Annotated in this window: 33 protein-coding genes and 1 tRNA gene; 15 read left to right on the top strand and 19 right to left on the bottom strand. The window is 68.0% G+C overall.

Annotated elements, in window-relative coordinates; all coding sequences use genetic code 11:
- Positions 1 to 46: 46 nt before the first annotated feature.
- The 3 genes from DX914_RS07450 to DX914_RS07455 are packed head-to-tail and all read left to right on the top strand — an operon-like array spanning position 47 to position 2,729.
- A complete protein-coding gene (locus DX914_RS07450) occupies positions 47 to 2,122 on the top strand; it encodes a TonB-dependent receptor family protein (RefSeq protein WP_196778844.1) in 2,076 nt (691 codons plus the stop codon).
- Positions 2,119 to 2,250, top strand: coding sequence for a hypothetical protein (locus DX914_RS20695; protein ID WP_269204240.1), 132 nt, complete (start codon positions 2,119 to 2,121; stop codon positions 2,248 to 2,250). The genes DX914_RS07450 and DX914_RS20695 overlap by 4 nt, the downstream gene beginning before the upstream one ends.
- Positions 2,247 to 2,729: a copper chaperone PCu(A)C gene (locus DX914_RS07455; RefSeq protein ID WP_196778845.1), complete on the top strand. Its 483-nt coding sequence runs from the start codon at positions 2,247 to 2,249 to the stop codon at positions 2,727 to 2,729. Before DX914_RS20695 ends, DX914_RS07455 begins: the two co-directional genes overlap by 4 nt.
- Before the next feature lie 53 nt (positions 2,730 to 2,782).
- On the opposite strand, the gene DX914_RS07460 is transcribed toward DX914_RS07455, so the two are convergent.
- The 7 genes from DX914_RS07460 to cyoA all read right to left on the bottom strand — a co-directional run bounded on the left by DX914_RS07460 (position 2,783) and on the right by cyoA (position 9,560).
- Positions 2,783 to 3,319 (bottom strand): response regulator transcription factor, encoded by a 537-nt coding sequence (locus tag DX914_RS07460; protein WP_115858367.1) that lies wholly within the window; start codon positions 3,317 to 3,319, stop codon positions 2,783 to 2,785.
- Positions 3,309 to 4,652: an ATP-binding protein gene (locus DX914_RS07465; protein WP_115858368.1), complete on the bottom strand. Its 1,344-nt coding sequence runs from the start codon at positions 4,650 to 4,652 to the stop codon at positions 3,309 to 3,311. Before DX914_RS07465 ends, DX914_RS07460 begins: the two co-directional genes overlap by 11 nt.
- Positions 4,627 to 5,427, bottom strand: a complete 801-nt coding sequence (locus tag DX914_RS07470; protein WP_231118174.1) for an SURF1 family protein — start codon at positions 5,425 to 5,427, stop codon at positions 4,627 to 4,629. Before DX914_RS07470 ends, DX914_RS07465 begins: the two co-directional genes overlap by 26 nt.
- Positions 5,424 to 5,816 (bottom strand): cytochrome o ubiquinol oxidase subunit IV, encoded by a 393-nt coding sequence (cyoD, locus tag DX914_RS07475; RefSeq protein ID WP_115858370.1) that lies wholly within the window; start codon positions 5,814 to 5,816, stop codon positions 5,424 to 5,426. Before cyoD ends, DX914_RS07470 begins: the two co-directional genes overlap by 4 nt.
- Positions 5,813 to 6,442, bottom strand: coding sequence for a cytochrome o ubiquinol oxidase subunit III (cyoC, locus tag DX914_RS07480; protein WP_115858371.1), 630 nt, complete (start codon positions 6,440 to 6,442; stop codon positions 5,813 to 5,815). Before cyoC ends, cyoD begins: the two co-directional genes overlap by 4 nt.
- Positions 6,435 to 8,414 carry a cytochrome o ubiquinol oxidase subunit I gene (gene cyoB, locus DX914_RS07485; RefSeq protein ID WP_196778884.1) on the bottom strand — a complete coding sequence of 660 codons (1,980 nt, stop codon included), beginning with the start codon at positions 8,412 to 8,414 and terminating at the stop codon, positions 6,435 to 6,437. Before cyoB ends, cyoC begins: the two co-directional genes overlap by 8 nt.
- Before the next feature lie 81 nt (positions 8,415 to 8,495).
- On the bottom strand, positions 8,496 to 9,560 hold the full coding sequence (gene cyoA / locus DX914_RS07490) for a ubiquinol oxidase subunit II (protein ID WP_115858372.1): 1,065 nt from the start codon (positions 9,558 to 9,560) through the stop codon (positions 8,496 to 8,498).
- Positions 9,561 to 9,704: 144 nt separating this feature from the next.
- Between cyoA and DX914_RS07495 the strand changes: the two genes are divergently transcribed.
- The gene (locus tag DX914_RS07495; protein WP_115858373.1) at positions 9,705 to 11,015 is read left to right on the top strand and encodes an MFS transporter; all 1,311 of its coding nucleotides are present in this window, start codon (positions 9,705 to 9,707) and stop codon (positions 11,013 to 11,015) included.
- Positions 11,016 to 11,105: 90 nt separating this feature from the next.
- On the opposite strand, the gene DX914_RS07500 is transcribed toward DX914_RS07495, so the two are convergent.
- Positions 11,106 to 11,762, bottom strand: coding sequence for a hypothetical protein (locus DX914_RS07500; protein WP_115858374.1), 657 nt, complete (start codon positions 11,760 to 11,762; stop codon positions 11,106 to 11,108).
- Positions 11,763 to 11,970: 208 nt separating this feature from the next.
- Positions 11,971 to 12,918, bottom strand: a complete 948-nt coding sequence (locus DX914_RS07505; RefSeq protein WP_231118175.1) for a hypothetical protein — start codon at positions 12,916 to 12,918, stop codon at positions 11,971 to 11,973.
- Positions 12,919 to 13,089: 171 nt separating this feature from the next.
- On the opposite strand from DX914_RS07505, the gene DX914_RS07510 reads away from it, so the two are divergent.
- Genes DX914_RS07510 through DX914_RS07530 form a run of 5 tightly spaced genes read left to right on the top strand, consistent with a single transcriptional unit; the run spans position 13,090 to position 15,413 of the window.
- Complete coding sequence (locus DX914_RS07510) at positions 13,090 to 13,431, top strand: ArsR/SmtB family transcription factor (RefSeq protein WP_115858376.1); 342 nt, start codon at positions 13,090 to 13,092, stop codon at positions 13,429 to 13,431.
- The gene (locus DX914_RS07515; RefSeq protein WP_115858377.1) at positions 13,428 to 13,907 is read left to right on the top strand and encodes an ArsI/CadI family heavy metal resistance metalloenzyme; all 480 of its coding nucleotides are present in this window, start codon (positions 13,428 to 13,430) and stop codon (positions 13,905 to 13,907) included. The genes DX914_RS07510 and DX914_RS07515 overlap by 4 nt, the downstream gene beginning before the upstream one ends.
- Before the next feature lie 8 nt (positions 13,908 to 13,915).
- A complete protein-coding gene (gene arsN2 / locus DX914_RS07520) occupies positions 13,916 to 14,353 on the top strand; it encodes an arsenic resistance N-acetyltransferase ArsN2 (protein WP_115858378.1) in 438 nt (145 codons plus the stop codon).
- The gene (locus DX914_RS07525; RefSeq protein ID WP_115858379.1) at positions 14,350 to 14,736 is read left to right on the top strand and encodes an arsenate reductase ArsC; all 387 of its coding nucleotides are present in this window, start codon (positions 14,350 to 14,352) and stop codon (positions 14,734 to 14,736) included. Before arsN2 ends, DX914_RS07525 begins: the two co-directional genes overlap by 4 nt.
- Positions 14,733 to 15,413 carry an aquaporin gene (locus DX914_RS07530; RefSeq protein WP_115858380.1) on the top strand — a complete coding sequence of 227 codons (681 nt, stop codon included), beginning with the start codon at positions 14,733 to 14,735 and terminating at the stop codon, positions 15,411 to 15,413. The genes DX914_RS07525 and DX914_RS07530 overlap by 4 nt, the downstream gene beginning before the upstream one ends.
- Positions 15,414 to 15,500: 87 nt before the next feature.
- Here the strand turns inward: DX914_RS07530 and DX914_RS07535 are convergent, their stop codons facing one another.
- Both DX914_RS07535 and DX914_RS07540 read right to left on the bottom strand, forming a co-directional pair.
- Positions 15,501 to 15,983 carry a hypothetical protein gene (locus tag DX914_RS07535; protein ID WP_115858381.1) on the bottom strand — a complete coding sequence of 161 codons (483 nt, stop codon included), beginning with the start codon at positions 15,981 to 15,983 and terminating at the stop codon, positions 15,501 to 15,503.
- Positions 15,984 to 16,665: 682 nt separating this feature from the next.
- On the bottom strand, positions 16,666 to 16,905 hold the full coding sequence (locus DX914_RS07540; RefSeq protein ID WP_115858382.1) for a hypothetical protein: 240 nt from the start codon (positions 16,903 to 16,905) through the stop codon (positions 16,666 to 16,668).
- A 72-nt stretch (positions 16,906 to 16,977) separates the two neighbouring features.
- Here DX914_RS07540 and DX914_RS19995 point away from each other — a divergent pair, with 72 nt between their 5' ends.
- Positions 16,978 to 17,175 (top strand): hypothetical protein, encoded by a 198-nt coding sequence (locus tag DX914_RS19995; protein WP_147300623.1) that lies wholly within the window; start codon positions 16,978 to 16,980, stop codon positions 17,173 to 17,175.
- A gap of 115 nt (positions 17,176 to 17,290) precedes the next feature.
- Here DX914_RS19995 and DX914_RS20700 read toward each other — a convergent pair whose 3' ends face one another.
- Positions 17,291 to 17,425: a hypothetical protein gene (locus DX914_RS20700; RefSeq protein WP_269204241.1), complete on the bottom strand. Its 135-nt coding sequence runs from the start codon at positions 17,423 to 17,425 to the stop codon at positions 17,291 to 17,293.
- 327 nt (positions 17,426 to 17,752) lie between these two features.
- Between DX914_RS20700 and DX914_RS07545 the strand changes: the two genes are divergently transcribed.
- The 3 genes from DX914_RS07545 (at position 17,753) to DX914_RS07555 (ending at position 19,484) form a co-directional block, all read left to right on the top strand.
- Positions 17,753 to 18,376 carry a hypothetical protein gene (locus DX914_RS07545; protein WP_115859178.1) on the top strand — a complete coding sequence of 208 codons (624 nt, stop codon included), beginning with the start codon at positions 17,753 to 17,755 and terminating at the stop codon, positions 18,374 to 18,376.
- Positions 18,377 to 18,395: 19 nt separating this feature from the next.
- A complete protein-coding gene (locus DX914_RS07550; protein WP_115858383.1) occupies positions 18,396 to 19,046 on the top strand; it encodes a DUF6766 family protein in 651 nt (216 codons plus the stop codon).
- A 246-nt stretch (positions 19,047 to 19,292) separates the two neighbouring features.
- Positions 19,293 to 19,484: a hypothetical protein gene (locus tag DX914_RS07555; protein ID WP_147300624.1), complete on the top strand. Its 192-nt coding sequence runs from the start codon at positions 19,293 to 19,295 to the stop codon at positions 19,482 to 19,484.
- A 39-nt stretch (positions 19,485 to 19,523) separates the two neighbouring features.
- Here the strand turns inward: DX914_RS07555 and DX914_RS07560 are convergent, their stop codons facing one another.
- Positions 19,524 to 20,528: a magnesium transporter CorA family protein gene (locus DX914_RS07560; protein WP_158549207.1), complete on the bottom strand. Its 1,005-nt coding sequence runs from the start codon at positions 20,526 to 20,528 to the stop codon at positions 19,524 to 19,526.
- A gap of 151 nt (positions 20,529 to 20,679) precedes the next feature.
- Between DX914_RS07560 and DX914_RS07565 the strand changes: the two genes are divergently transcribed.
- On the top strand, positions 20,680 to 21,255 hold the full coding sequence (locus DX914_RS07565; protein ID WP_158549208.1) for a DUF4142 domain-containing protein: 576 nt from the start codon (positions 20,680 to 20,682) through the stop codon (positions 21,253 to 21,255).
- Positions 21,256 to 21,307: 52 nt separating this feature from the next.
- Here the strand turns inward: DX914_RS07565 and DX914_RS07570 are convergent, their stop codons facing one another.
- Positions 21,308 to 21,973: a hypothetical protein gene (locus tag DX914_RS07570; RefSeq protein ID WP_115858386.1), complete on the bottom strand. Its 666-nt coding sequence runs from the start codon at positions 21,971 to 21,973 to the stop codon at positions 21,308 to 21,310.
- Positions 21,974 to 22,257: 284 nt separating this feature from the next.
- Between DX914_RS07570 and DX914_RS07575 the strand changes: the two genes are divergently transcribed.
- On the top strand, positions 22,258 to 23,154 hold the full coding sequence (locus DX914_RS07575; RefSeq protein WP_115858387.1) for an alpha/beta fold hydrolase: 897 nt from the start codon (positions 22,258 to 22,260) through the stop codon (positions 23,152 to 23,154).
- A 460-nt stretch (positions 23,155 to 23,614) separates the two neighbouring features.
- On the opposite strand, the gene DX914_RS07585 is transcribed toward DX914_RS07575, so the two are convergent.
- The 5 genes from DX914_RS07585 to lspA all read right to left on the bottom strand — a co-directional run bounded on the left by DX914_RS07585 (position 23,615) and on the right by lspA (position 26,365).
- Complete coding sequence (locus DX914_RS07585) at positions 23,615 to 24,010, bottom strand: type II toxin-antitoxin system PemK/MazF family toxin (RefSeq protein WP_115858389.1); 396 nt, start codon at positions 24,008 to 24,010, stop codon at positions 23,615 to 23,617.
- A 23-nt stretch (positions 24,011 to 24,033) separates the two neighbouring features.
- Positions 24,034 to 24,486 carry a DUF6714 family protein gene (locus DX914_RS07590; RefSeq protein ID WP_115858390.1) on the bottom strand — a complete coding sequence of 151 codons (453 nt, stop codon included), beginning with the start codon at positions 24,484 to 24,486 and terminating at the stop codon, positions 24,034 to 24,036.
- 208 nt (positions 24,487 to 24,694) lie between these two features.
- Positions 24,695 to 24,770: transfer RNA gene (locus DX914_RS07595), tRNA-Thr, on the bottom strand.
- A gap of 111 nt (positions 24,771 to 24,881) precedes the next feature.
- Positions 24,882 to 25,832 (bottom strand): 4-hydroxy-3-methylbut-2-enyl diphosphate reductase, encoded by a 951-nt coding sequence (ispH, locus tag DX914_RS07600; protein ID WP_115858391.1) that lies wholly within the window; start codon positions 25,830 to 25,832, stop codon positions 24,882 to 24,884.
- 20 nt (positions 25,833 to 25,852) lie between these two features.
- On the bottom strand, positions 25,853 to 26,365 hold the full coding sequence (lspA, locus tag DX914_RS07605; protein WP_115858392.1) for a signal peptidase II: 513 nt from the start codon (positions 26,363 to 26,365) through the stop codon (positions 25,853 to 25,855).
- Positions 26,366 to 26,373: the final 8 nt, after the last annotated feature.

A 26,373-nucleotide genomic window follows, 5' to 3' on the forward strand; every position in this document is an offset into this window, starting at 1 on the left:
GCGCGGCCGTAGCCGCGCGCGTTCCGTAGCTTTCGGAGTTTTCACCATGTCGATCTTCCCGATCGCGATGGCGCCTGTGCGCGCGTCGCGACTGGCCCTGGCCGTGGCCTGGGCCCTCGCTATCCCCTGCCCGGCTCATGCCGCAGAACCCACCGATGCCGCCACCACGCTGGACAAAGTCGTGGTGCGCGGCGAACGCCCCGAACTGGGCACCGTCGAACGCATCGAACAAGCGCGCGAGCGCCTGGATCAACGTGCCGGGGGCACCGCCCTGGTCGATGGCGACAGTTACCGCGACGGCCGCGTCAGCACCCTGACCGATGCGCTGGGCTATGCGCCGGGCGTGTTCGCGCAATCGCGTTTCGGCGCCGAGGAGGGGCGCCTGTCGATCCGCGGCTCCGGCCTGCAGCGCACCTTCCACGGCCGCGGCATCGAACTGCTGCAGGACGGCAGCCCGCTCAACCTGGCCGACGGCGGCTTCGACATGCAGGCGGTAGAGCCGCTGGCGGCGCGCTACATCGAGGTCTATCGCGGCGCCAACGCCCTGGAATACGGCGCCGCCACGCTGGGCGGCGCGGTCAATTTCGTCTCGCCCACCGGCTACGACGCCGCCGCCACCGACCTGCGCGTGGAAGCCGGCAGCGACGGCTACCGCCGCGCCCAGGCCGCACTGGCCGGGCAAACCGGGCGCGCCGACGGCTACCTCAGCCTCACCGGCTACGCCCAGGACGGCTACCGCGACCATGCCGAACAGGAGACCTATCGCCTGTTCGGCAATGCCGGCTACCGCTTCGGCGACACGCTGGACGGCCGCGTCTACCTGACCCATGTCGACACGCGCTCGGAACTGCCTGGCAACCTGACGCTGGCCCAGGCACGCCGCGATCCACGCGCAGCCAACGCCGGCAACCTCGCCCTGGACCAGCGTCGCGATTTCCGCCTGGACCGCATCGCCGCCAAGCTGGCCTGGGCGCCGTCGCAAGCGCGCTCGCTGACGCTGTCGGCCTACTACGCCGACAAGTCGCTGCACCACCCGATCTTCCAGGTGCTGCAGCAGGACAGCCGCGACGCGGGCGTGGACCTGCGCTGGCGCAGCGAGGGCCGCATCGCCGGTCATCGCAACGTGCTGATCGCAGGCCTGGCCTATGCGCAGGGCCATATCGACGACGACCGATTCTTCAACCTCGCCGGCAAGCCCGGCCCGCGCAGCAACCGCTTCGACCAGCGCGCCAGCAACCTCAAGGCCTATGTGGAAAATCAGACCTGGCTGGACGACCGCTGGGCGTTGTCGCTGGGGCTGCAAGGGCTGCGCTCCACGCGGCGCTCGCGCGACGAGTTCGTCACCGGCGGTCGCGACGAGAGTTTCGACGTGCGCTACTCCGGCTTCAGCCCCAAGCTAGGCCTGCGCTACCTGATGGACGATGGGGTGCAGTGGTACGCCAATCTCAGCCGCAGCCTGGAACCGCCGAGCTTCGGCGAGCTGTCGGGCGGTCCCAACGTCACCCAGGTCGATCGGCAGCAGGCCACCACCGCCGAGCTGGGCCTGCGCATCCAGCGCGATACGCTGGCGTTGGACGCGGCGCTGTATCGCGCCCGCGTGCGCGACGAACTGCTCGCCCTGACCGACGGCAACGGCAATCCGCTGGGCACGGTCAACGCCGACCGCACCGTGCACCAAGGCCTGGAGCTGGGTCTGGGCTGGCAGCTCGCGCCGGCTTGGGCCTTGTCCGCGCACTACCTGTGGAACGACTTCCGCTTCGACCGCGACCGCGTCTACGGCGACAACCGCCTGGCCGGCCTGCCGCCGCAGCAGCTGCGCGCCGCGCTGCGTTGGTCGCCGAGCCAGACCTGGTACCTGACGCCCAGCCTGGAGTGGGCGCCGCGCGGCGCCTATGTCGATCACGCCAACACCCTGCGCGCGCCCGGCTACACCACCCTGGGCCTGCGCCTGGGCGGCGAGGTCGACACGCGCTGGTCCTGGTTCGTCGATGCGCGCAACCTGAGCGACCGAAAGTGGATCGCCAGCACCAACGTGATCGCCGACGCCCTGGGCCGCGATCAGGCCGCGTTCCTTCCCGGCGATGGCCGCTCGGTTTACGTGGGGATCGAATGGAAGCGATGAGCGCGTTCTTCACCCTCACCGGGGCGTGGCTGTTGGCCTGGGGCGCGCTGCTGTCGCGCCTCGCGCTGGAACGCCGTCCCTGCACCGCCGCCCTGTCCCTGTTGGATTCACCGGAGCCACCGCGATGAACCTCACACGTTCCATGCTCGTCTTCGCCCTGATCGCGCTGGCCTTCCTGGCGGCCTGCTCGCGCGCGCCCCAAGCCACCGTCGGCGACATCGCCATCGAACGGCCCTGGGTGCGGGCGATGGCGCCCGGCGCGCCCGCGGCCGGCGGCTTCGCCGCCCTCACCAACACCGGCGATCGCCCGGACCGCCTGGTCTCGGCCAGCACACCCGACGCGCAGCGCGTGGAAATCCACGAAATGCGCATGGACCAGGACGTGATGCGCATGCGCCAGCTGGCCGATGGCTTGCCGCTGCCCACCGGCACACGCGTGGAACTCAAGCCCGGCAGCTACCACCTGATGCTGGTGAGCCCCAAGCGGCGGTTCATGCAAGGCGAGCGAGTGACGATCGAACTGAGGTTCGAGCGCGCAGGCAAACACCAGGTCGTGTTCCCGGTGAAGCCGATGCTCAACGAAGACGGCGGCGACGATCACCATTGAACGCCTTGCGCCCCGGCGCCGGTACGCCGGCTCCGGGGCGCGGTATCGACCCGCTACTTGATCCGCCGCTTCTCCAACTTCCGCGCCAGCGTGCGCCGGTGCAGGCCCAGCCGGCGCGCGGCCTCGGAGATGTTGAAGTCGCTTTGCGCCAGCGCCTCGTGGATGTGTTCCCACTCCAGGGTCTTGATCGAGGTGGTGCGCTGGGTCAGTTCCACCTCGGTGTCGCCGGCGGTGCGCTGGAACGCGGCTTCGATGTCGTCGGTGTTGGAAGGCTTGGCCAGGTAATGGCGGGCGCCGAGCTTGATCGCCTCCACCGCGGTGGCGATGCTGGCGTAGCCGGTCAGCACCACGATCACCAGTTCCGGATCGAAGGCGTGCAGGTGTTTGACGCAGGACAGGCCGGAGGCGCCGCCGGCCAGCTTCAGGTCCACCACCGCATGCGTGGGCGCGTACTGCTGCAACAGCGCCGGCAAGCCGTCTTCGCCGGCCAGGTGGCGCACCTCATAGCCGCGGCGTTCGAACGAGCGCACCAGGGTGCGCGCGAAGGCGGCATCGTCTTCGACGATCAGGAGCCTGCGTTCAGTCGTCATCGCCGTCCTCCTCGATGGCTATCGCCGACAGCGGCAGCGCCAGGGTGACCGTCGCGCCGCCTTGGGAGCGGTTTTTCGCCGAGAGGCTGCCGCCCAGGGTACGCGCCACGTTGACCGAAAGGAACAGGCCCAGGCCGCCGCCCGGGCGGCCCTTGCTGCTGTTGTAGGGGCTGCCCAGGCGCTGCAGGATGTCGCGCTCGAACCCCGGGCCGGCGTCGCTGACTTCGATGCGCAGCTCGCCGTCGCGGCAATGCGCCTCCAGGCCGACCCAGCCGGGCGAGGCTTCCAGCGCGTTGTCGAGCACGTTGAACACCATCTGCCGCAGGCCGGCGTCGGAGACGATGCGCGGGTTGTCGCTGCAGCGGTTCTCGTAGCGGAAACTCTCGGGGCTGCGCGCGGCGCGCCATTCGGCGGCCAGTTCGTCCAGCAGCGCGTGCAGCGTGGTTTCGATCGGCGCTTCGCCGCGGGTTTCGCCGGCCGACAGCAGGATGTTGGTGACGATGGATTTGCAGCGCGCCACCTGCGCCTGCATCTCGCTCACGTCCTGGTCCAGCTCGGCATCGGCGGCCACCGCCGGCAGCCGCCGCCAGTCGCCCAGGATCACCGACAGGATCGCCAGCGGCGTGCCCAGCTCGTGCGCCGCGCCCGAAGCCAGCAGCCCCATGCGCACGATGTGATCCTCCTCGGCCGCGCGCTGGCGCAGTTCGGCCAGGCGCGCGTCGCGCTCGCGCAGGATGCGGCCGATGCGGGTGATGAACACCACCAGCAGCGCGGCGATCAGCAGGAAGCAGATCAGCAGGCCCTGCACGTAATGGTCGGCCAAACCGTTGGCCGGCACCGCCGACAGCTGCAGCGGCGTGGGTACCAGGGTCAGGCCGGTCACGCACAGGCCCGCCGCCGCAGCCAGCACCCAACTGGCCGGCGAGCGCAGCAGCACCGTGCCCAGCACCACCTGCAGCAGGTACAGGAACACGAAGGGGTTGGTGATGCCGCCGCTGAGGTAGAGCTGCACGGTCAGCGAGGCCACGTCCACCAGCAGGCCCAGCAGCAGTGCGCCGTTGGACACGCGCCCGCGCCGGCGCCACCATAGCTGGCTGCCCAGGTTGAAGGCGGCCAAGGCGGCCAGCACCGTGCACATCATCGCCAGCGGCAGGTCGATGCCCAGGCCGTAGTCGACCACCAGGATGGTCGCGATCTGCCCCACCACCGCGATCCAGCGCAGTTGGATCAGCTGTTGCATGTTGCGCAGCGCGGCGCGGTCCGGGCGGATCACGGACGGGCCCTGCGGCGCCGCGTCGGCGGCGTCCTCATCCCGGTCCGGTGCTGTGTGCATGATCGGCGCGCCCTTTGGCTCGCGCACGATCTTGCCGCAAACGGCGCTCGGAGGCGAACAGCCACCCTGCCCCCACCAGGGTCAGCGCGGCCAGGCCGAACCAGGTCAGCGCGTAGGACAGATGCGAATCGCGGAACTTCACCACGGTCATGCCGCCGCGCGGCCAGGCGCGCCCGTCGCCTGCGCGCGCGGCATCGATGAAATAAGGCGCCACGCGCTCGGCCGGCAGCCCGCGCGCCAGCGCCAGCGCGCGCACGTCGCGCGAGTACCAGCGGTCGTGCTGCGGATCGTTGCGGCGCAGGAAGCCGCCGCCGGGCTCGCTCATGCGCAGCAGGCCCACCAGCTCCACGCGGCCCTGCGGCGCGGCGCGGCCGGTGTCGCCGGTGGGCACGAAGCCACGGTTCACCCAGACGTAGTCGCCGTCGTCGGTCTGCAGGGGCTGCAGCAGCCACACGCCCGCGCCCAGCTCGGTCACCGCCTGAGTGCGCGCGGCCTTGCCGGGCACGAAACGCCCGCTCACGCGCACGCGGCGGTAACTGTCGCGACTGTCGCTGACCGCGACCCAGCCAGCGCGCGCCGGCGCGTCCGTGGGCGCGGCCTGCACGCGCGCGTCCACGCGCGCGATCAGGTCGCGTTTCCAGCCCAGGCGCTGTACCTGCCACACGCCCAATGCGAGGAAACCCGCAAACGCCAGCAGCAGCGCCGCCGCGAACACGGCCCGCAGCGCGCGCCGGCGCCGTGGGGTCCGCGCAGCGTCGGCGCCTATCGGGGTCACGGCGCGTTCTTGATCATTTCCTGCATGTCGTGCGCGCCCGGCATCATGTTCGAGTTCAGGTGGTGCATGACCCACAAGGAGCCGCTGAGCACGATCACCACCAGCACCACGGTGAAGATCAGCGCCAGCGCGTTCCAGCCGCCTTCGGACTTGGCGTTCATGTGCAGGAAGTAGACCATGTGCACCACCACCTGCACCGCGGCGAAGGCCAGCAGCACCACGGCCAGCACGATGGAGTTGGGCACGGCCTTGCCCATCACCAGGGCGAAGGGAATCGCGGTCAGCACCACCGACAGCACGAAGCCGGTCAGGTATTCCTTGACCGAGACGTGCGGAATGCCGTCGTCGTCATGGTGCTCATCGTGGCCGTGGACGGAAGGGTCGGTCATGGCAGCGAGCCCATCAGGTAGACGAAGGTGAAGACGCCGATCCAGACGACGTCGAGGAAGTGCCAGAACATCGACAGGCAGGCCACCCGGCGCGCGTTGGCGCGGTTGATGCCGTGCTTGTTGACCTGCACGCACAGCACCAGCAGCCAGATCACGCCGAACAGCACGTGCAGACCGTGGGTGCCGACCAGGGCGAAGAACGAAGACAGGAACGCGCTGCGCTGCGGGCCGGCGCCGATGTGGATCAGGTGCGCGAACTCGTACAGCTCGATGCCCAGGAAGCACAGGCCCAGCAGCCCGGTCACCAGCAGCCAGCCGATCAGCCCGCGCTTGCTGCGCTTCTGCAGGGCGATCATGGCGAAGCCGTAGGTGATCGACGACAGCAGCAGCACCGCCGTGTTCACCGCGATCAGCGGCAGCTCGAACAGGTCCGCGCCCGAGGGGCCGGCCGCGTAGTTGCGGCCGAGCACGCCGTAGGTGGCGAACAGACAGGCGAAGATCATCAGGTCGCTGAGCAGGTACAGCCAGAAGCCCAGCAGCGTGCCGTTATGCGGATGGTGCTTGCCTTCGGTGTCCAGGAACACCGGGCGGCCGTCGGCATGGGTCAGGGACACGGACTCAGACACGGGCGGCCTCCAGCTGCGCGGTGCGCGCCTGTTCGGTCGCGGCCACTTCGGCGGCGGGGATGTGGTAATCGCGGTCGTAGTTGAAGCTGTGGTAGATCGCGTAGACCACGATGCCCGCCAGCGACGCCACGGCCAGCCACCAGATGTGCCAGATCAGGGCGAAGCCGCAGGCCGTGCTCAGGCCCGCCAGCACCACGCCGGCCGGCGTGTTGCGCGGCATGTGCACCGGCAGGAAGCCGCCGAGCGCGCGCTTGAAGCCACGCTGTTTCATGTCCCACCAGGCGTCGTTGTCGTGCACCACCGGGGTGAAGGCGAAGTTGTAGGCCGGCGGCGGCGAGGAGGTGGACCATTCCAGGGTGCGGCCGTCCCAGGGATCGCCGCTCACGTCGCGCAGCTGCTCGCGCTTGCGGAAACTCACGTAGATGCAGATCAGGAACGCGGCGATGCCCACGGCCACCAGCACCGCGCCGAAGGCGGCGATCACGAACCAGATCTGCAGCGACGGGTCCTCGAAGTGGCTGACCCGGCGGGTCACGCCCATCAGCCCCAGCACGTACAGCGGGGTGAAGGCGAACCAGTAACCGGCCAGCCAGAACCAGAACGAGACCTTGCCCCAGAAGTCGTCGAGCTTGAAACCGAAGGCCTTGGGGAACCAATGGGTCATGGCCGCGAACAGGCCGAACACCACGCCGCCGATGATCACGTTATGGAAGTGCGCCACCAGGAACAGGCTGTTGTGCAGCACGAAGTCCGCCGGCGGCACCGCCAGCAGCACGCCGGTCATGCCGCCCACCACGAAGGTGACCATGAAGCCCATGGTCCACAGCATCGGCACCTCGAAGCGGATGCGGCCGCGGTACATGGTGAACAGCCAGTTGAAGATCTTCGCCCCCGTGGGGATCGAGATGATCATGGTGGTGATGCCGAAGAACGAGTTGACGCTGGCGCCCGAGCCCATGGTGAAGAAGTGGTGCAGCCACACCAGGTACGACAGCACGGTGATGCACACCGTGGCGTAGACCATCGACGAATAGCCGAACAGGCGCTTGCCCGAATAGGTCGATACGATCTCCGAGTACACCCCGAACAGCGGCAGGATCAGGATGTACACCTCCGGGTGGCCCCAGATCCAGATCAGGTTGACGTACATCATGGCGTTGCCGCCCAGATCGTTGGTGAAGAAGTTGGTGCCCGCGTAGCGGTCCAGGCCCAACAACGCCAGCACTGCGGTCAGCACCGGGAACGACACCACGATCAGCACGTTGGTGCACAGCGCGGTCCAGGTGAACACCGGCATCTTCATCAGGCCCATGCCCGGCGCGCGCATCTTGATGATGGTCACCAGCAGGTTCACGCCCGATAGCAGGGTGCCTACGCCGGCTATCTGTAGCGCCCATATGTAGTAGTCCACGCCTACCCATGGACTGAAGGCCTGTCCCGACAGCGGCGGATAGGCCAGCCAGCCGGTGGCGGCGAACTCGCCGAAGAACAGCGACATCATCACCAGCACCGCGCCGCTGACCGTCATCCAGAAACTGAAATTGTTCAGGAACGGGAAGGCCACGTCGCGCGCGCCGATCTGCAGCGGCACCAGGTAGTTCATCAGGCCGGTGACCAGCGGCATGGCCACGAAGAAGATCATGATCACGCCGTGGGCGGTGAAGATCTGATCGTAGTGGTGCGGCGGCAGGTAGCCGGCGTTGTCGCCGAAGGCCATGGCCTGCTGCAGGCGCATCATGATCGCGTCGGCGAAGCCGCGCAGCAGCATCACCAGGCCCAGCACCATGTACATGATGCCGATCTTCTTATGGTCGATGCTGGTGAACCACTCCTTCCACAGGTAGCCCCACAGCCTGTACTTGGTGACCGCGCCCAGCACCGCCAGGCCCACGAGCACCGAGCCGATGAAGGTGGCCGCGATGATGGGATCGTGCAGCATGGGCACCGCATCCCAGGTCATGCGACCGAAGATCGGTGAGGTCGGGGGCATACCGCTTTCGAGGGACATCGCAGGGACTTCCAAAGACGATTCGTTAGGTCGTGAGCGGGCGCCTTACGGCGACGACTTCATGCCGGCCAGCGCGGGCGACGGGATCAACGGCGAGCGCGGTTGCGCCACGCACACTTCGGCCGGCACGTAGGCGCCCAGGCGCGGGTCGCCGCGGCGCGGCGTGGCCAGCGACTTCAGGCCGTCCAGGCCCAGGCCGCCGGCGGCGTCCAGCGCCATCATCTGGTTCATGCACAGCCGGTCCACGTCCACGCAGCGGTTGAGCACCGCGTCGTACAGGCCGCGGTCCACGCGCGCGTAATGACGGATGGGCTCGCGCGTGCTGGGCTTTTCCAGCTCCAGGTAGGCCGCACGCGTCAGCTGATCGGGATCTTTACGCAGCTGGGCGATCCACTGCTGATAGTCGCCATCGGCCAGGCCGTGGAACTTGAAGCGCATGTGCGAGAAGCCGGCGCCGCTGTAGTTGGCCGACAGGCCTTCGTACTCGCCCGGCGCGTTGATCACGGCGTTGAGATTGCTCTCCATGCCGGGCATGGCGTAGATCATGCCGGCCAGCTCGGGCACGTAGAACGTATTCATCACCGACGAGGCGGTGATGCGGAAGCGCACCGGCCGGTCCACCGGCACGGCCACTTCGTTCACCGACGCCACGCCCTCTTCCGGGTAGACGAACAGCCATTTCCAATCCAGCGCCACCACCTGGATTTCCAGCGGCTTGACCTGCGCCGGCACCGGCTTGCCTTCGGCGATGCGGTCCAGCGGGCGGTACGGGTCCAGCAGATGGGTGCTGATCCAGGTCACCGCGCCCAGGGCGATGATGATCAGCAGCGGCACGCCCCAGATCACCAGTTCCAGCTGGGTGGAATGGTCCCAGTCGGGCTGGTAGGTGGCGGCGGTGTTGGACGCGCGGTAACGCCAGGCGAACCAGAAGGTCAGCGCGATCACCGGCACGATCACGATCAGCATCAACACCGTGGCCACCACGATCAGCTGCCCTTGGCGGGCGGCGATGTCGCCGGAGGGGTTGAGGACCAGCAAGTTGCAGCCTGAAAGCAGGCCCGCGGCCGCTAGCAGCAGGGCCGCCTGCAGGGTTCTGCGCGCAATGGACATGGGAGTGGGGGTACTGAAGATTCGGCGCCAATGTAGTGCTGCGCCCGCGGCGGGTGTATTGGACGTTTTGTCCTATCGCCCGCGCCCACCGCCTCTGTCAGGCTAGCTCACGCAACCTGCCCTTCCCTGCCCGACGCCGCCCCGATGTCCTTCGTACCCGCCACCGCCTCCACCCACGATCACGGCACCAAGGCGCACGCCGAAGTGGCGCCCGGCGAGATCGCCGTGGGCGTCGTGGTCGGCCGCGCCTCGGAATACTTCGACTTTTTCGTGTTCGGCATCGCCTCGGCGCTGATCTTCCCGGCGGTGTTCTTCCCCTTCCTGGACCGCCTGCACGGCACGCTGTATTCGTTCGCGGTGTTCGCCCTGGCGTTCGTGGCGCGGCCGCTGGGCACCGTGCTGTTCATGTCCATCCAGACCCGCTGGGGCCGCGGCATCAAGCTGACCGTGGCGCTGTTCCTGCTGGGCACCGCCACCGCCGGCATCGCGTTCCTGCCAGGTTATGCAAAGTGGGGCTGGGTCTCGATCGCGCTGCTGGGTTTCCTGCGCGTGCTGCAGGGCATCGCCCTGGGCGGCTCCTGGGACGGCCTGCCCTCGCTGCTGGCGCTGAACGCGCCCAAGTCGCGCCGCGGCTGGTACGCCATGCTCGGCCAGCTGGGCGCGCCGCTGGGCTTCATCGTCGCCGCCGGCGTGTTCGCCTTCCTCTACGCCAGCCTGAACGAAGCCGACCTGTTGTCCTGGGGCTGGCGCTACCCGTTCTTCGTCGCCTTCGCCATCAACGTGGTGGCGCTGTTCGCGCGCCTGCGCATCGTGGTGGCCGACGAGTACCAGCACAGCATGGGCCAGCTGGACCTGGAGCCCACGCCCATCCGCGAGCTGTTCAGCGCCAAGGGCCAGCACGTGGTCATCGGCGCGTTCGCCGCGCTGGCCAGCTACGCGCTGTTCCACATCGTCACCATCTTCCCGCTGTCGTGGATCCTGCTGTACTCGCAGCAGTCCGTGGTCGGCTTCCTGCTGGTGCAGATCGTCGGCGCCTTCATCGCCGCCGGCGCCATCGTCGCCTCCGGCCTGATCGCCGACCGCGTCGGCCGCGCGCGCACCCTGGGCGGCCTGGCGGTGCTGATCGCCATGTTCAGCGGCTTCGCCCCCACCCTGATGGGCGGCGGCCCCGCCGGCCAGGCGGCCTTCATCCTGATCGGCTTCGCCCTGCTCGGCCTGTCCTACGGCCAGGCCGCCGGCGCGGTCACCGCCAACTTCGGCCGCCGCTACCGCTACACCGGCGCCGCGCTCACCTCCGACCTGGCCTGGCTGATCGGCGCCGCGTTCGCGCCGCTGGTCGCGCTGGGCCTGTGCTCGCAGTTCGGCCTGGAATGGCTGGGCGCCTACCTGCTCTCGGGCGCGGTGGGCACCATGGCCGCGCTGGGGATCAACCGCATGCGCAACTACAAGAGCTGAGGCGCTGCGCACGCGCACGACCAAGCCCCGCCATCGGCGGGGCTTTTCGTTTAGGTGCGATGCGACGGCTGCGGTGCAAGCGCCCGCGCCTCAAATCACCCGGCTCAGGCTGAGGTTCGGATACTCCTGCTGGAAGTAGTAAAGCAGCGGCCGCACCACGCGCATGTATTCCTCCAACGCGTCCACGTTGTCCTGGTGGATACGCTGCGGCTCCCTGGCAGGCTTCACCAGCAGCAAGCCGTACTCGCCGATGTCCAGCATTTCCTCGGCCCACTTGCCCAGCGTCTTGTCGGGTTTCCACTTGTTCTTGTTGGTCATCTCCCGGATCGCATGCTGCTCCTTCGACAGCGGCGTGGCCTGTATGGATTTGTCCACCACACCGCGGTAGCTGCCCACGTAGTCCTTGGCCAGCTCGGCCGCCATCGTGAACAGGTCGGCCGAGCTGGCCGGCCCCGTACTGGGCACCCAGGACGTCAACGCCTTCACCATTTCCACCGCCGACTCCCGGGGCTGCTTGGTCTCCTCGAACGCGCCCCAGATCTTGCCGATGCAGCGCGCGCACTTTTCCAAGTTTTGCAGGTAGGGCTGCCGCAACGTGCTCTGCACATTCTTGCGCAGCTGCTCGTCCCACTCCGCGCGGGTGACCAAGCCCACCGGCTTGAGCCGGTCGAACACCAGCACCTGGATGCTGTGATTGGCCAGATCGCTTTGCTTGGCATTGCGTGGATAAATGCTTTCCCATCCCATGAGCTGTCTCCTGCTGGGCTGATGAGCGCGCTGCAGGTTGCAACGTGCTGGCCACCCCGCGCACGAGCCGGCCGCCCCAGTCCGCATAGGCGGGGCGCTACTCGACCGGCTGCCGTGTGCCTGGGCCGCTGATGGGTTGAACGCGACAGGCGCGCCGGCGTGAACGGCGCGTGTCCGTGAGTTCGGGGGGCGGCCGCGCCGCCGTGAATCAATGCCGGCGCGTTGGCGCGTTGCTGTGGCCGTCCGGGCTGAAACCCATGGTCTGTTCGCTGATGCTGTCCACACCGCGCCCGGCCAAGGTGGTTTGCGGGCTGACCGCCAGGTTGATGGCCACCGTGGCCTCGCCGAGCAGCTTCAGCGCCGCCTTGTTGTCCGCAGCGTCCACGCCATAGATGTTGTAGCCCAGCGCAACCGCATTGACGGCGGCCCCCTTGCCGGCCACGAACGCCGCCGTGGGGTTGGCGTTGGTGGCGAAGGCCGCGCCCGCCTGTTGGCAAAGTTCCAGGTTGAAGCGGCCCGCCACATGCTGGGCCGTGTCGGCGCGCAGCGTCGGGTCCAGGTTCCAGAACGCGGCGGACTCCTTCACGAACTTCTCGTCCGCGTTCACCACCTGCCGCAGATCCTTGCCCTCCAGCGCCAGCAGGTGCTCGCGTTTATGCCCGCTGAGCGACAGGAAGCTATGCGGCTCCTTCAACAGCGCATCCAGGCTCGCCAGCGTCTGCGCGTCGTGCTCGGGCGCCCGCGGCGCGCTGCTGCTGGCGGCGGGCGCGCTGCTGCTGGCCTGCGCCGCGTCGATCGAACGTGCTGGCGCGGGCTTGGAGATGCCCGCTTCCTCCAGGGGCTTGGTGCGGCGGGTGCCGTTGAGGGTCTTATAGCCTTCGTCCAACACCTTCAGGCGATGGCCTTCGCTCATGCCCAACTCGCCGGACAGCGTCTCGATCGCCCGGTAGCGGGCCACTCGCGCTTCGGCGGAGTCGGGTGTCCAGTGGATGGCCCGGCCCTGCTCCAGATTGAGGTATTTGCTCAGACCGGTGTAGGTGATGGCATCGGGGCGCGGGTTCCCACGCTCGTCGGAGTGCCGGCAGGCTTCCTTGACGATCTGCTCGAGCGGTTTGGTCTCGTTCGTCTTGCCGGGCGCGGACTGCCCTTGGGTCACGTTTCCCATTGGATGCCTCCTTGTAAGCGCAACGGGCACGCAGGTTCCCGCGTGTGGCTGGCAAGGTAGGCGCATCCCCGCGCGGCCAGAATCCCCGAAACCAGGTAAGGGCGCGCAACCGCCCCTGGCCGGGGACTTGACGCATTTCGATAATTCCATAAATATGGAATTATGAACACCGACACCGCCCTGAAAGTCCTCAGCGCCCTCGGCCACGAGTCCCGCTTGGCCGCCTTCCGCGCGTTGGTGCAGGCCGGCCCCGACGGTCTGCCGGTGGGCGACCTGCGCGACCGCCTGGACCTGCCCGCCGCCACCCTGACCGCGCAGCTCAACCTGCTGCGCAACGCGGCGCTGGTGAGCGACCAGCGCGAAGGCCGGGTGATCCGGGTGCGCGCCAACTACCTGCAGATGAACGCCCTGATCGCCTACCTGACCGAGAACTGCTGCGGCGGCCTGGCCTCGTGCGAACCCGCCATCGGCTGCAAGCCCGCCCAAAAAGGAGCCTCGAAGTGAATCGCTTCCACGTGCATCTCAACGTCGCCCGCCTGGACGACAGCCTCCGTTTCTACACCCGGCTGTTCGCGCGCGAGCCGGCCGTGGTCAAGGCCGACTACGCCAAATGGATGCTGGACGATCCGCGCCTGAACTTCGCCATTTCCGCCACCGGCCGCGCACCGGGCGTGGATCACCTGGGCCTGCAAGTGGACAGCGGCGAGGAATTGGCCGCGCTGGGCCAGCGCCTGGACGCCGCCGGCCAGACCGTGGCCCCCGAACCCGACGCCACCTGCTGCTACGCGCGCTCGGACAAGTTGTGGACGCAAGACCCGCAAGGCACGCGCTGGGAAAGCTTCCACACCTTCGGCGACGCGGTGACCTACTACGCGGGCGATCAAGCCTGCGCGGACCACAGCGCCGCCTGCGCCGCTCCCGCGCCCGCCGCCGTGGCGAGCACCGGCGCCTGCTGCGCGCCCAGCACACGTTGCGCCTGAGGCCCGCCATGCGACTGCGCGCACCGCGCGACGGCGAACTGGTCCAGGTCCGGGCACTGCTGGCCGCCGCCGCCTTGCCCACCGCCGATCTGGACGATGCCGCCGTGCGGTTCACCGTGGCCGACTGTGACGACGCCCTGGTCGGCGTGATCGGCCTGCAGGCGTTCGGCGCATCCGGCCTGCTGCGCTCGCTCGCCGTGCGCGCCGACGCACGCGGCCACGGCCTGGGCAACGCCCTGGTCGGCTCGCTGGAAGCACAGGCGCGGGTATCCGGCCTGCGCGAATTGGTGCTGCTGACCGAAACCGCGCAGGCCTATTTCGCTGCGCGCGGCTACCGCCTCATCGATCGCCAAGCCGCTCCCGCCGCCGTACTGGCCAGCGCCGAATTCCGCTCGCTGTGCCCCGCCTCCGCCGTGTGCATGCTCAAACCCCTGGACCCCGCATGAAACGCGTCCTGTTCGTCTGTGTCGAAAACGCCAACCGCAGCCAGATGGCCGAAGCCTTCGCCCGCCGGTACGGCGGCGATCGGGTCGAAGCGCTGAGCGCGGGCTCGCGCCCGTCGGGCGTCATCCATCCCAAGGCCGTGCGCTACATGGCCGAGCTCGGTTACGACCTCAGCGCCCACGCCTCCAAGCCGCTGGACGAGATCGAAGGCGAATTCGACGCCGTGATCACCATGGGCTGCGGCGACAACTGCCCCTGGGTGCCCGCGCGTTTGCGCGAGGACTGGGCCCTGACCGACCCCAAGCACCTGGACGACGACGCCTACCGCGCCGTGCGCGACGACATCGCCCTGCGCGTCAAAGCCCTGCTGGCCCGGCTGTCGTGAGCTTGCCGCGCAAGCTGCTGGCCGAGTTCATCGGCACCGCCCTGCTGCTGGCCGCGGTGGTGGGCTCGGGCATCATGGGCGTGACCCTGTCCGGCGGTAACGAGGGCCTGGCCCTGCTGGCCAACGCCGCCGCCACCGCCGGCGCGTTGTACGTATTGATCGTGTTGCTGGGCCCGATCTCGGGCGCGCACTTCAATCCGGTGGTCACCGCAGCGATGCGCCTGCGCGGCGAACTGACCGCGCGCGATGCCCTGGCCTATATGGCGGTGCAGCTATCGGCCGCAGTGGCGGGCGTGCTGCTGGCCCACGCGATGTTCGATCTGCCGCTGCTGCAACCCGGCACGCGCGTGCGCAGCGGCACGCCGCAGTGGCTCAGCGAAGCGGTGGCCACCTTCGGCCTGCTGCTCACCATCGTGCTCGGCATGCGCCACCGCCCCAACGCGGTGCCCGCGCTGGTGGCCAGCTACATCTTCGCCGCCTACTGGTTCACCGCCAGCACCTCGTTCGCCAATCCGGCCGTGACCGTGGCGCGCGCGCTCACTCAGACCTTCGCCGGCATCCGGCCGGCAGACGTGGCGGGGTTTGTCGCGGCGCAGTGCGCGGGTGCCCTATTGGCGCTGGGTGCGGTGCGCGTCTTGGCCGCGCCGGCCCCCGCTCCAGCCGCACCGACGGCTTGAAGCCACCGGCAGCGAATCGCTGCCACGCCACCCCAAAAAAAAGCCCCGCCGATAATGGCGGGGCCGTGGTGTATGGGAGCGCGTGTCCTAGATCTGCGGCGGCGGCTCTTCCGGCGCAGCCGTCTTGTTCGGGCCGCGGTTGAACCGCGCCGACAGCATCTGCCGCAGCGCATCCAGCCCCTCGCCCTTGCCGGCGATCTTCAAGAACGCATAGCCTTCCAGCGCCGCGCTCATCAGGTCGCTGCCCAGGGCCATGTCGCTGTCCTGCAGGCGCTCGTTCAAGCGCGCCAGCCGCACCGCGCGCGGTCGTAGCGCGTCCAGCGCGGCCAGATCGCGGCGCAGGCCGTCCAGGTCGAAATTGCGCGGCAGGATGCCGGGGTTCTCGTTCACCACATGCAGGGCCTGGCGGCAGAAGGCTTCGGATTTGTCGCCCATCTTGGTGAGCTGGCGGCGTTGGTCCGGCGTCAGCGCCACTAGGCCGATCAGGGCGCTTTCCAGCGTGTTCAGGGCCTCGTCGATGGCGTTCAGCGCATCGGCGGGCAGTTGCAGGTCGATCAGGTTCTGGCTCATGGCAATCCCTAGCGTTCAATGGAGACGTGCCGGCCAAAAGGGCCGGCCTCCGCAGGCTAGGGGGCGGTGCGCGGAGCGCGATGAACGCAAACTTTCGCTTTAGGGGCAGCGCGCCGCGCTTTGTGCTTCGCTCGTGGCGTTCGTACTTCCCACCGCCGTGCTTTTGGGCGCGTTCGCAACGCCTTGCGCTCCAACGCAAAGCGCCGTGCTTTGCAGCCGCAAGCCACATAGCTCCGGCCGCAACGCTTGATGGGGCAAGCGCAAGGCGTGTTGCTCGGCCGCCGGGAAAAGTGCCTCGCGCACCGAGCAAAACGCTTTGCAAACGCAAAGTGGAAACGGCGACGCGCGAAAGTCGGCGCCCGGGCCGCGAAAGATCGGGCTTGGCGGGTGGGATGCGCAGAGCGGCGCGAAGGACCGGGATGCTCGCGGCTGAGGGTCTGTGGCTGGGATGCACAGTGCAGGTGCCCCGAGCGCCGGGAAAACCGCTCCGCGCGCGAAGCATTTTGCTCGGCCGCCGAGCCGACCAGAGCCACGCGTCGAGCGAAGCGCGCCGGAATACGAGCCACCGGACAGACCACCCCCTGTAGGAGCGGCGTGAGCCGCGATTCGCACCCCCAAGTACACGCGCAACCACCCTACCGCGCCCCCTCCTGGCCCGGCGCTTAAGCCGGGCCGGTGCGTCTTAATGAACCCTGCGCGAAGCCGGCATTCCGCCCAGGTCATCGCCGCCGGGCGTCCACACGCAGGCGTCCACCACCGGGTCCAGCCGGCGGGCCAGGCCCTCGAACACGTCGCGCAGCAACTGCTGGTCCGGGGTGGTGTCGTAACCGATCTCCACTAGCGCCGCCGGCGGCAGCGTGCGCACGATGCCGTGCAACTGTCGGTGGAAGCGGTACAGCTCCTTGAAAGCGTCAACGGTCATGCCCCCCCTCGCGCGGGGGCACAGACTCGGGCTTGCGGGGCATACGCGGCACTCCTGTCCCAGACTCGGGCCATGACCCAATCCCTTGCTCAGCTGAAAGCCGGCATGGCGGCGCTGGAAGCCGACCTGGGCGATCTGAAGCATGAGCAAGCCTACTTCTGGGACATCGAAGGTCGGTTCGATGTGCTGCTGTCGGATGCGTCGCCCGAGGATGCGGAGTGGGCACTCAATGCGCTGCGGGGCATGATGGACCGCCACGCCATTGGATAGCGCCACTCCCGCCCCCTTGCGGTTCTTGGCTCGATGGCCGTCTTGCGCTTGGCCATGGCGCCGCACCGCATCCGCGTGATGGAGGCCGGTTACCGTACGAGGGCGGCGCTTTCGCCTAAGCGCGCTTGCGCAGTGCCGGGTGCGCCCGCGCGCCTGCGGGCAGCAGCAAGCGGCTCCACTCCCGCTTGGCCGCGCTGATCAGACGCCGGGCCACTCGCTCCTTCAACAACAGCAGATCGCGGTCGTCCATCAGGTAAACCTCACGGGTGGGCCCATGAAAGTAGAGATAGAGACGACGTTCCGCATTGCGCACAATGGTGCCGACCTTCTCGCCCCCTGCAGCACATCCATCGCCCAATCGCCTGCGCTGCCGCGCTCAACAAATGTGACGTCCATCCAATACTCCAATCCGTGGGGTCACCCCATATGCCCACGCTAGCGTTAAAGCCGAGTCCATTTCGTGTGCGCGCGGCGATAAGCGCATGAATGATTCAGGGTTTTCGCCGACGCCGATCGACACGAAATCGTCACCGCTCGGCCCGGACACTCGATGGAACCTTCCACCGAGGCTCCCACCATGGCAAAGAAGATCGACTACGACTCCGACCAGTCGAAGGAACTGCTGCTGCAAGCGCTGGAAACCGAGCGCGGCGGCATCCAGGTGTACGAAACGGCGGTGGCCCTGGCCGTCAACGACGATCTGCGCAAGGAATGGAACGAATACCTGGAAGAAACGCGCACTCACGAGCAAGTGCTGCTCAACGTGTTCGAGGGCCTGGGCCTGGATCCGGAAGAGCGCAGTCCGGGGCGCGACGTGGTGGCGCACCAAGGCGCGTCGCTGGTGAAGGCGATGAAGATGGCGGCGAAGAACGGCGAGCCCGCGGCCGCGCAGCGGGTAGCGGGCGAATGCGTGGTGCTGGCCGAAACCAAAGACCACTTGAACTGGGAGTTGATCGGGCACGTGGCCCAGCACGGCTCCGGCCCCGAGACCAAGCTGCTCAAGGCCGCACACGAGGCGGTGGAGAAAGACGAGGACCATCACCTCTACCACACCACCGGCTGGACGCGGGAGCTGTGGATCGAGTCGCTGGGCTTCCCGGCCGTGCTGCCCCCGCCGGAGGAGGTCAAGAACGTGGAAACGGCCATCGGCGCATCGCGCGCCGAGCAGGCCCGCGGCGACATGCTGAAAGGCCGCCACTGACGCACGCCGGGGCACTGCCATGGCCGGCTTTTGGAAACGCAACGGTCTTTCCCTGGTGTTGCTCGCGTTGTTTGCCGCCACCTTCGCCGGCCAGATGCTGGCCGGCCACCGGGTCTACAACCGCGAGCAGGTCGAGGCCGGCCTGCCCCCCGTGACGCTGCCCACCTATCTGCAGCAGGGGCATTTCATCTCGGCCACGTTCGAGAACTGGGAAAGCGAATTCCTGCAGATGGGCTGGTACGTGCTGCTGACCGTATGGCTGCGCCAGCGCGGTTCGGCCGAGTCCAGGCCGATGGACGAGGAAGACGAACCGCCGGAGCGGATAGCGCCCGGCCCCACGCCGTGGGCGGCCCGCGCGGGGGGCTGGGTGCGCGCTGTGTACGCGAATTCGTTGTCCATCGCGCTGCTGGCGCTGTTTGCCGTTTCGTTCGTGCTGCATGCTTGCGGAAGCTGGAAGCAACACGCCGAAGAACTGCTGCGCCAAGGGCAGCCGGTGCCCAGCTTGCCGAGTTATCTGGGCGATGCGCAGTTCTGGTTCGAGTCGTTCCAGAACTGGCAGAGCGAGTTCCTGGCCGTGCTGACGCTGGTGGTGCTGTCGATTTTCCTGCGCCAACACGACTCGCCGCAGTCCAAGGCGGTGGACGCACCGCACTCGCAAACCGGCACCTGACCCGCCCTGCCGCCGCGGCGACGCGGCCATCTTCTGAACGATTCACGAGCGGCTCCAGGTTGCGAGTGCCGCTGGCGCGCGGTTGAGCCGCGATAAGGCGGCTCGACCGGATGCGTTTGGACACCTGCCCCCGAGTTGCTGGAATGGGGTGACGGCGCCGCACGCGCGCATGCACCGATCGGTAACCAGACCGCGCCTACGGTCGATCGGTAGCCGGCGCATCCGCACCGGAACATGGAGAGCAACATGGGTAACCACCAGAACGAGCGCGACCCGAACCGTCAGAACCCGACCGGTCAGGACCAGCGCCCGCAGGCGCAGGACGACCAGGACGCGCAGAACCGCCCGACGCGCGCCCAGGGCGGCGACGAGCAAGAAGGCGACGCGCAGCAGGACCGCCAGCAGGACCGCCAGCAGGATCAGCGTAACCCGCAGTAGCGGCACAGGAGCCCCGGGAAACCGGGGCTTCGGTCTTGGTCAGAACCATTGCCTACGCTTACCCCACCAAGCCGCCGCCGCGGTGAGCAGCACCATCAAACCAAGCGCCGCCGCGAATCCAACGGTTTCTGTCTGGAAGAAGGGCGCGTCGAAGTTCATCCCCAGCACCCCTGCCACCACCGTCTGCACGCCGATGACCACCGTGGCGAAGGTCAGCAGGCGCATGGCGCGATTGGTTCGCAGCAGGATCTGATTGGTGTACAGGTCGAACGACCCGATCACCAGTTCTCGCGCATTCTCCACGGCGTCCATGACCCGCTCGAAATGTTCGTCCAGGCGCGTAAAGTGTTGCACCGATTCCGGCTCGTCGCCGGGCCGAAAATCGGGGCGCGCCAAACTGGCGAAGACCACGCGGTGCGGCGCCAGCATGCGGCGCAAGCGCGAGGCGCCGCGCCGCAGGCGGCTGAGCGCGCGGGTGTCCTCGTCTTGCACCCCTTTCAGCACGGCCTCTTCCAGCCGCTCCACTTCCCGCTCGAAATCCGACACCGCCTCGAAATAGCTATCCAGCTGCCAGTCCAACAGCGACGCGGAGAACGCGCTGTCCTTCAGCGCGCCCAGGCGGGTCTGGCCGTGCTCGCGCTGGCGCAGCGCCTGGATGAAAGCGATGGGTTGGTGGTGCAACGACAGTACGAAGCCAGGGCCCGCAACGATGGCCAGCAGTGCGCCGGAAAATTCCAGCTGCCCCGGATGAGTGACAGCGACCACCTGGATCATCACCACGTCTGCGTAATTGCGCACGCTAGGCGTGGAGCGCAACTGCAGCAGGTGCCCCAAGATCGACTCGTTCAGCTCCAGGCGCGTGGCCGCCGCTTCGATGAGCGGTGCGGAGTCGCCCTCGATATCGACCCATAACAGCTGGTTTGGGTCGGTAGGCCGCCGTACTTGATCCAGTGGCAGTGGCTGGTCTTTTCCTTTGGCGCAGAACAGCACGCAATGCGCGCTTGAGTCGCCCGACCCGCTCGTTGCCTGGCTTACGCTATTCATGTCCGCCTCCACGCTGTGCCGGCCTATGAGCGGCCACCGACCGTTGCGCAGGGGTGACGACGCGCGCGCTAAGAACGCACCGCCGGTTAACCTGCAGCGGAGCAGTGTCGGTGCACCGCCGAACAATCGCCTACGGCGACAGGAGCAGCACATGATCAGGCCGCTACCGGTGCTCATTGTTTTCGCCGCCTTGTTCAGCGCCCCGGGGGCTGCGCAGGAGCAGCCGCAAGGCTTTGCGTTCGCATGGAAGGAGGCGGTGGCCGCCGCGGCCGAGGGCGGCGGGGTGCGCGAAGTCGCCGGAGACGACCGCCATGCGTTGGGGTTGCTGGCCGCCTTGGACGAGAACGAGATCGCCGCGGCCCAGCAAGCGGTCTCCAAGCAGGTGACCGGCGATGTCCTGGCTTATGCTCAGCTCATGCTGAAGGCGCATGGCGAGAATCTGTCCAAGACCCGAGCCTTGGGCCCACCGTCGGACGATGCCGACGTGGCCGAGCTCAAAGACCAGGGACGCAAGGAACTGGCCACCTTGAACGCGCTTTCGGGACCGGCGTATGCCAAGGCCTACATCGATGCGATGGTCAAGGGGCACACGGATGCGTTAACGCTCATAGACCAACAGATGATGCCGGCGGCCCAGCACCCCGCGGTGGAGAAACACTTGACCCAGACCCGGGCGCACGTGGCGGACCATCTGGCGCGCGCAAAGCAAATCGCGGCGACCGATTGAGAAGCCGCGCATTTTCATCCCGTGCAACGCCATCGCCAGCGCCTGTGTTCGCTCATTTGGACGGTGGCGCGGGCGGCGCGGGCGGGTAGTACGGCACCGACGGCGGCGGCTCGGCCGCCGGCGCCGTTGGCGGTTCGCAGGTGTGATACGCCACCAGCCTCAGCGCCCCCATGGCGTAGCGCTCGGCCTCCGCCGCTGGCGCGTCTTGCGCGGGCCGCAGATACGACAGGCGGAACTTGACGATGCGGTCGGGCGTTTCGCCCACCCACAGCAGCGAACCCACGCCCTCGCCTTCCTGGGTCCACTGGTAGAGGTTCCTGCGCCCTTCGACGGGCAGGTTGGCCAAGTTCAGTTCCAACGAGCCGCTCTGGAGCGGCGCCACGCCGGGGTTGAAGGCCACGATCTGCTCGGCCGCGCTTTGGAATTCCTGCTCCACGCCGCCGGCTTGGGCTTTGTTGAGCAGGTAGACCGTCACCGTGGTCTGGTGCCGGGGCGACTTGTAGCCGAACAGCAGGCCGCGGCGTTGTTCGCGCATGGCGCGGTGCAGGGCCGGTGGGAACTCCGACGCCTGCAGCTCGCCGAGGCGCTCGGGGAAGCAGTCCGGGACCGACGGCGGCGTCAGGGCGAAGGCGGGCCCGGCCGCCGCACCGACCGCTGCCCCGAGCACCACCAGCGTGTGCAGTACGCGACGGATGCGCCTGCCTTCGACTTTGTCCATGAGCCCCCCTTTTGCCCGGAAGCATACGCTGCGGCGGCGCATCGCCCCGGCGCGATGCGCCCGAACGAAGCGCACCGGCGACCGGGTCGCGGGCCGCGCTCGGAAAAGCCGCACGCCCTGCCGTTCGAGGGCGCATCGGAAGGGCTCAGGGCGGGGCTGGCCCGGCCTAGCGGTTTCCTCACGCTCGCCGAACGGGGGGCCGCGTTAGCGTCGAATCACGACCCGGATTGTGCCCCACGGCGACCCCGGCTCCGCGAGCGCAGAGACCTCGACAGGAGAGCCAGATGCGAAGCACCCAGCACCGGACCGTCGACGCCGACGGCCTGGAGATCTTCTACCGGCACGCGGGCGACCCCCGGCAGCCGGCGCTGTTGCTGCTGCACGGCTCGCCCAGTTCGTCGCACATGTTCCGCCAGGTGATCGAGCCGTTGGCGCAGTGCGCCTACGTGGTGGCCCCGGATCTGCCCGGGTTCGGCTTTTCCTCGGCGCCGCCGGCCGATGCCTATGCGTACACCTTCGCCAACATGGCCGACACGATCGCCGCCTTCACCGAGGCCATCGGCTTGGACCGCTACTACCTGTACGTGAACGACTTCGGCACGCCGGTGGGCTACTACCTGGCCACGCGGCACCCCGAGCGCATCGGCGGCTTGATCGTGCAAAACGGCAATGCGCACGAAGCAGGCCTGGGCCCGGATTGGGACGCCCCCAAGGCCTACTGGGCCGACCCCAGCCCGGCGAACCGGGCCAAGCTGCCGGAGTGGCTGAACTTCGAGGGCACGCGCAACACCTACCTGGGCGGCCTGCCCGAGCGCCTGAAGGCGCTGTACCCGCCGGAGCTATGGCACCTGGATTGGGAGCGCATGAACCGCCCCGGCCACATCGGCATCCACTTCCAGATCTTCAGCGACTACGGTGCCCACGTGGCGCGCTTCCCCGCCATCGCGGACTACCACCGCGAGCACCAGCCGCCCTGCCTGCTGCTGTGGGGCCGCCACGATCCGTTCTTCGAGCTGGAGGAGATCATGGCCTACAGCCGCGTGCTGGATGCGCTGGAAATTCATGTATTCGACGGCGGGCACTTCCTGTTGGAGACGCATCACCGCGAGTGCGTGGGGTTGATCGAGCGATTCATCCGCGATGTGGAGGCGGGGCGATTTGCGGAAAAGGGGACTGCATGAAGCGCTGTTCTCAAGCCATGCCGATAAGACATCAGCCTTCGATCCGATACGCATAGAAGCCCAAGCCGATCGACGTATAGGACGGATCGGAGCCCGGACTCGTGTTCACCTCTGCTCCGCCGCGAGGCACGTAGATGCCCTGCTCCCGCGCGAAAAACGATGAGGTGACGAGGTAAAGCCCTCGGGAATTCACGTAGACCCGCTTGGGCTCCAACCGCCGCAACGCCTCCGGCCACTGGCTGGGGGGATGTCCCGTTGCTGCGAACCCGAACTCATCAGTTCCGGGACCTCGATGGCGAAATCCTCCAACTCCGCCAATGTGGGCGTGCGACTGCAAGCCGCCAATGCCGCCACGAGCAGCATCGCAGCGATCGGCCGCACTAACGTGTCCAAGGTCTGCTTAGCCATCGAGTCCCCGACCCGTTCGGCGCGAGCGAAGGCGGCGCTCGTCACCCTGGCGCTAACCGCGCCGATGAAACGCAGCTTGCACGAAGCGCAACCCGGCGATCACCTGATCCACCCGCGCCTGCGACAGCGCGCCGATGCATTCCCCCAGCCGCGCCTTGTAGACGCAGGACACCTGTGTGGCCACCACCACGCTCTGCCGTTCCAGCCCGCCCTCGCCCGGCTCCAGCAGCACGTTGCCCGGCTCGGTGGCTTTGCGCAGGTTGGTGCTCAACGCGCACACCACGACGGTGCCGATGCGGGAGTGGTTGAACACGTCGTCCTGCACGATCAGGTGCGGGTGCGGCGCGCCGGGGACGCCGCCTTTGGATTCGTCGGCGGCGATCCAGTAGAGGTCGCCCCGATGGATAAGGCGGGTGTCAGCGGCCTGGGGTGGCGTTGCTCTGTCCATGCGGTCCGCGGGCGTAAGCCCGATTAACGATAACGGGCGCCGGGCGCCCAGTACTCTTCCAGCGCCAGCATAGCGTCGTCTTGCCACACCGACTCGTGGGCGAAGGCCAACTCGTCGAGCACGGCGATCACCGCTTGGCTCTGCGCCGGGGTCAAGGCACCGAAACGCGGCGGGTCGCGGTCGGGCGGACGCAAGTAGTAGAGCAGGCTCTGGACGACCATTGAGCCGGGGCGGGCCAGGCTCTGCAGGGCATGCGCCAACAAGTGCGGCAGGTAGTAGCGCCAGGACTCGGCGTCCAGGTACCCGATGCCCCAATGGTAGGTCTCCAGATACTCCGGCGTGAGGCGATCGATCTCTGCGTCGTAATCGGGGTGCGCTTCGTAGTCGTCCTCGGCATTACCGGCGCGCAGCGACATGGCCGGGCGGTCCGGCAGGCCGTTGAAGGCGGCGAATAATTCAAGGACGCTGATGCTCATGGCCGCCACCCACGGACGATGCGACAGCACTCTACAGCTCCGAGCGACGCTACCACCATCGAATCGAAAACAGACCTCTAGGGCCTTCAGGTCTACGTGCCCTGATGCTCCGGCGAATGTCCGCCGACTCGCAGCCGATGGGCACTACAAAAGACAAGCGCTCTGCCTGGAAAAAACAAAGGCCCGCGCGAGCGGGCCTTTGCGGGATTGGTGCCGGAAACAGGAGTCGAACCTGCGACCTACGCATTACGAATGCGCCGCTCTACCAACTGAGCTATTCCGGCGGTGGAGCCTGGCCCGGGCCTTGCGGCGGGGCCGCCGCGGGCGGGCCGCGGGGTCGTGAATTGTAGGGTTGCGGGGCCAGGACGGTCAATTCGGGCGCCCCGCCCCGGGGTTCAGCCGACCAGCTGCAGGCGCAGTTCCTTGGGCAGGGCGAAGACCATGTCCTCGGGCTCGCCGTCGAGCTCGTTGACGCGCTCGGCGCCCAGTTCGCGCAGGCGTTCGATCACGCCGCGCACCAGCACTTCCGGGGCCGAGGCGCCGGCGGTGATGCCGATGCGCTTGCGGCCGCGCACCCATTCCGGGTCGATCTCGACCGCGCCGTCGATGAGGTAGGCCTCCACGCCTTCGCGCTCGGACAGCTCGCGCAGGCGGTTGGAGTTGGAGCTGTTGGGCGAGCCGACCACCAGCACCAGGTCGCAGCGCGCGGCCAGTTCGCGCACGGCGTCCTGGCGGTTCTGGGTGGCGTAGCAGATGTCGTCGTGGCGCGGGCCCTGGATGGCCGGGAACTTGGCGCGCAGGGCCTCGATCACGCCGCGGGTGTCGTCCACCGACAAGGTGGTCTGGGTGGTGTAGGCCAGGTTCTCGGGCTGATCCACGACCATCGCGGCGACATCGTCGGTGTCTTCGACCAGGTAGATGCGGCCGGTGCCTTCCTCGCGCCGCCACTGGCCCATGGTGCCTTCCACTTCCGGGTGGCCTTCGTGGCCGATCAGGACCACGTCGCGGCCGGCGCGGCAGTGGCGCGAGACTTCCAGGTGGACCTTGGTCACCAGCGGGCAGGTGGCGTCGAACACCTTCAGACCGCGGCGTTCGGCTTCCTGGCGCACCGCCTTGGACACGCCGTGGGCGCTGAAGATCACGGTGGCGCCGTCGGGCACCTCGTCCAGTTCCTCGACGAAGATGGCGCCGCGGTGCTTGAGGTCGTCGACGACGAAGCGGTTGTGCACCACTTCGTGGCGGACGTAGATCGGCGCGCCCAGGGTTTCGATCGCGCGCTTGACGATCTCGATGGCGCGGTCGACCCCGGCGCAGAAACCGCGGGGATTGGCGAGCAGGACGTCCATGGGGCGATTGTACTCCCGGCTCAGGCGCCCGGCTTGGGCGCGGGCTGGGGACGGGGGCCGAACAGGCCGACCAGGGCGATGCCGAAGGCGCCGCAGACGATGGCCGCATCGGCCAGGTTGAAGGCCGGCCAGTAGAAATCGCGCCAGTGCCACTGGATGAAGTCGACCACGTGGCCGTGCAGCAGCCGGTCCAGGACGTTGCCCAGGGCGCCGCCGATGACCAGGGCGTAGGGCAGCGCGGTCTTCCAGTCTTCGCGGCGGGCGGCACGCAGCCACCAGGTCAGCATGCCGCTGATGATCAGGGCCAGGCCCACGAAGAAGTACTTCTGCCAGCCGCCGGCATCGCTGAGGAAGCTGAAGGCCGCGCCGGTGTTGTAGGTGCGGTACCAGTTCCACACGCCTTCGATCACCGGGATGGCGGTGTACTCGGGCAGCGAGGTCAGCACCCACCACTTGGTGAGCTGGTCCAGCGCGATCACCAGGACCGAGACGAGCAGCCAGGGCAAGGCGTTCTTGTGCGGATGTGCGGTCATGTGGGCGT

This window comes from Lysobacter silvisoli (assembly GCF_003382365.1).
Taxonomy (GTDB): domain Bacteria; phylum Pseudomonadota; class Gammaproteobacteria; order Xanthomonadales; family Xanthomonadaceae; genus Lysobacter; species Lysobacter silvisoli.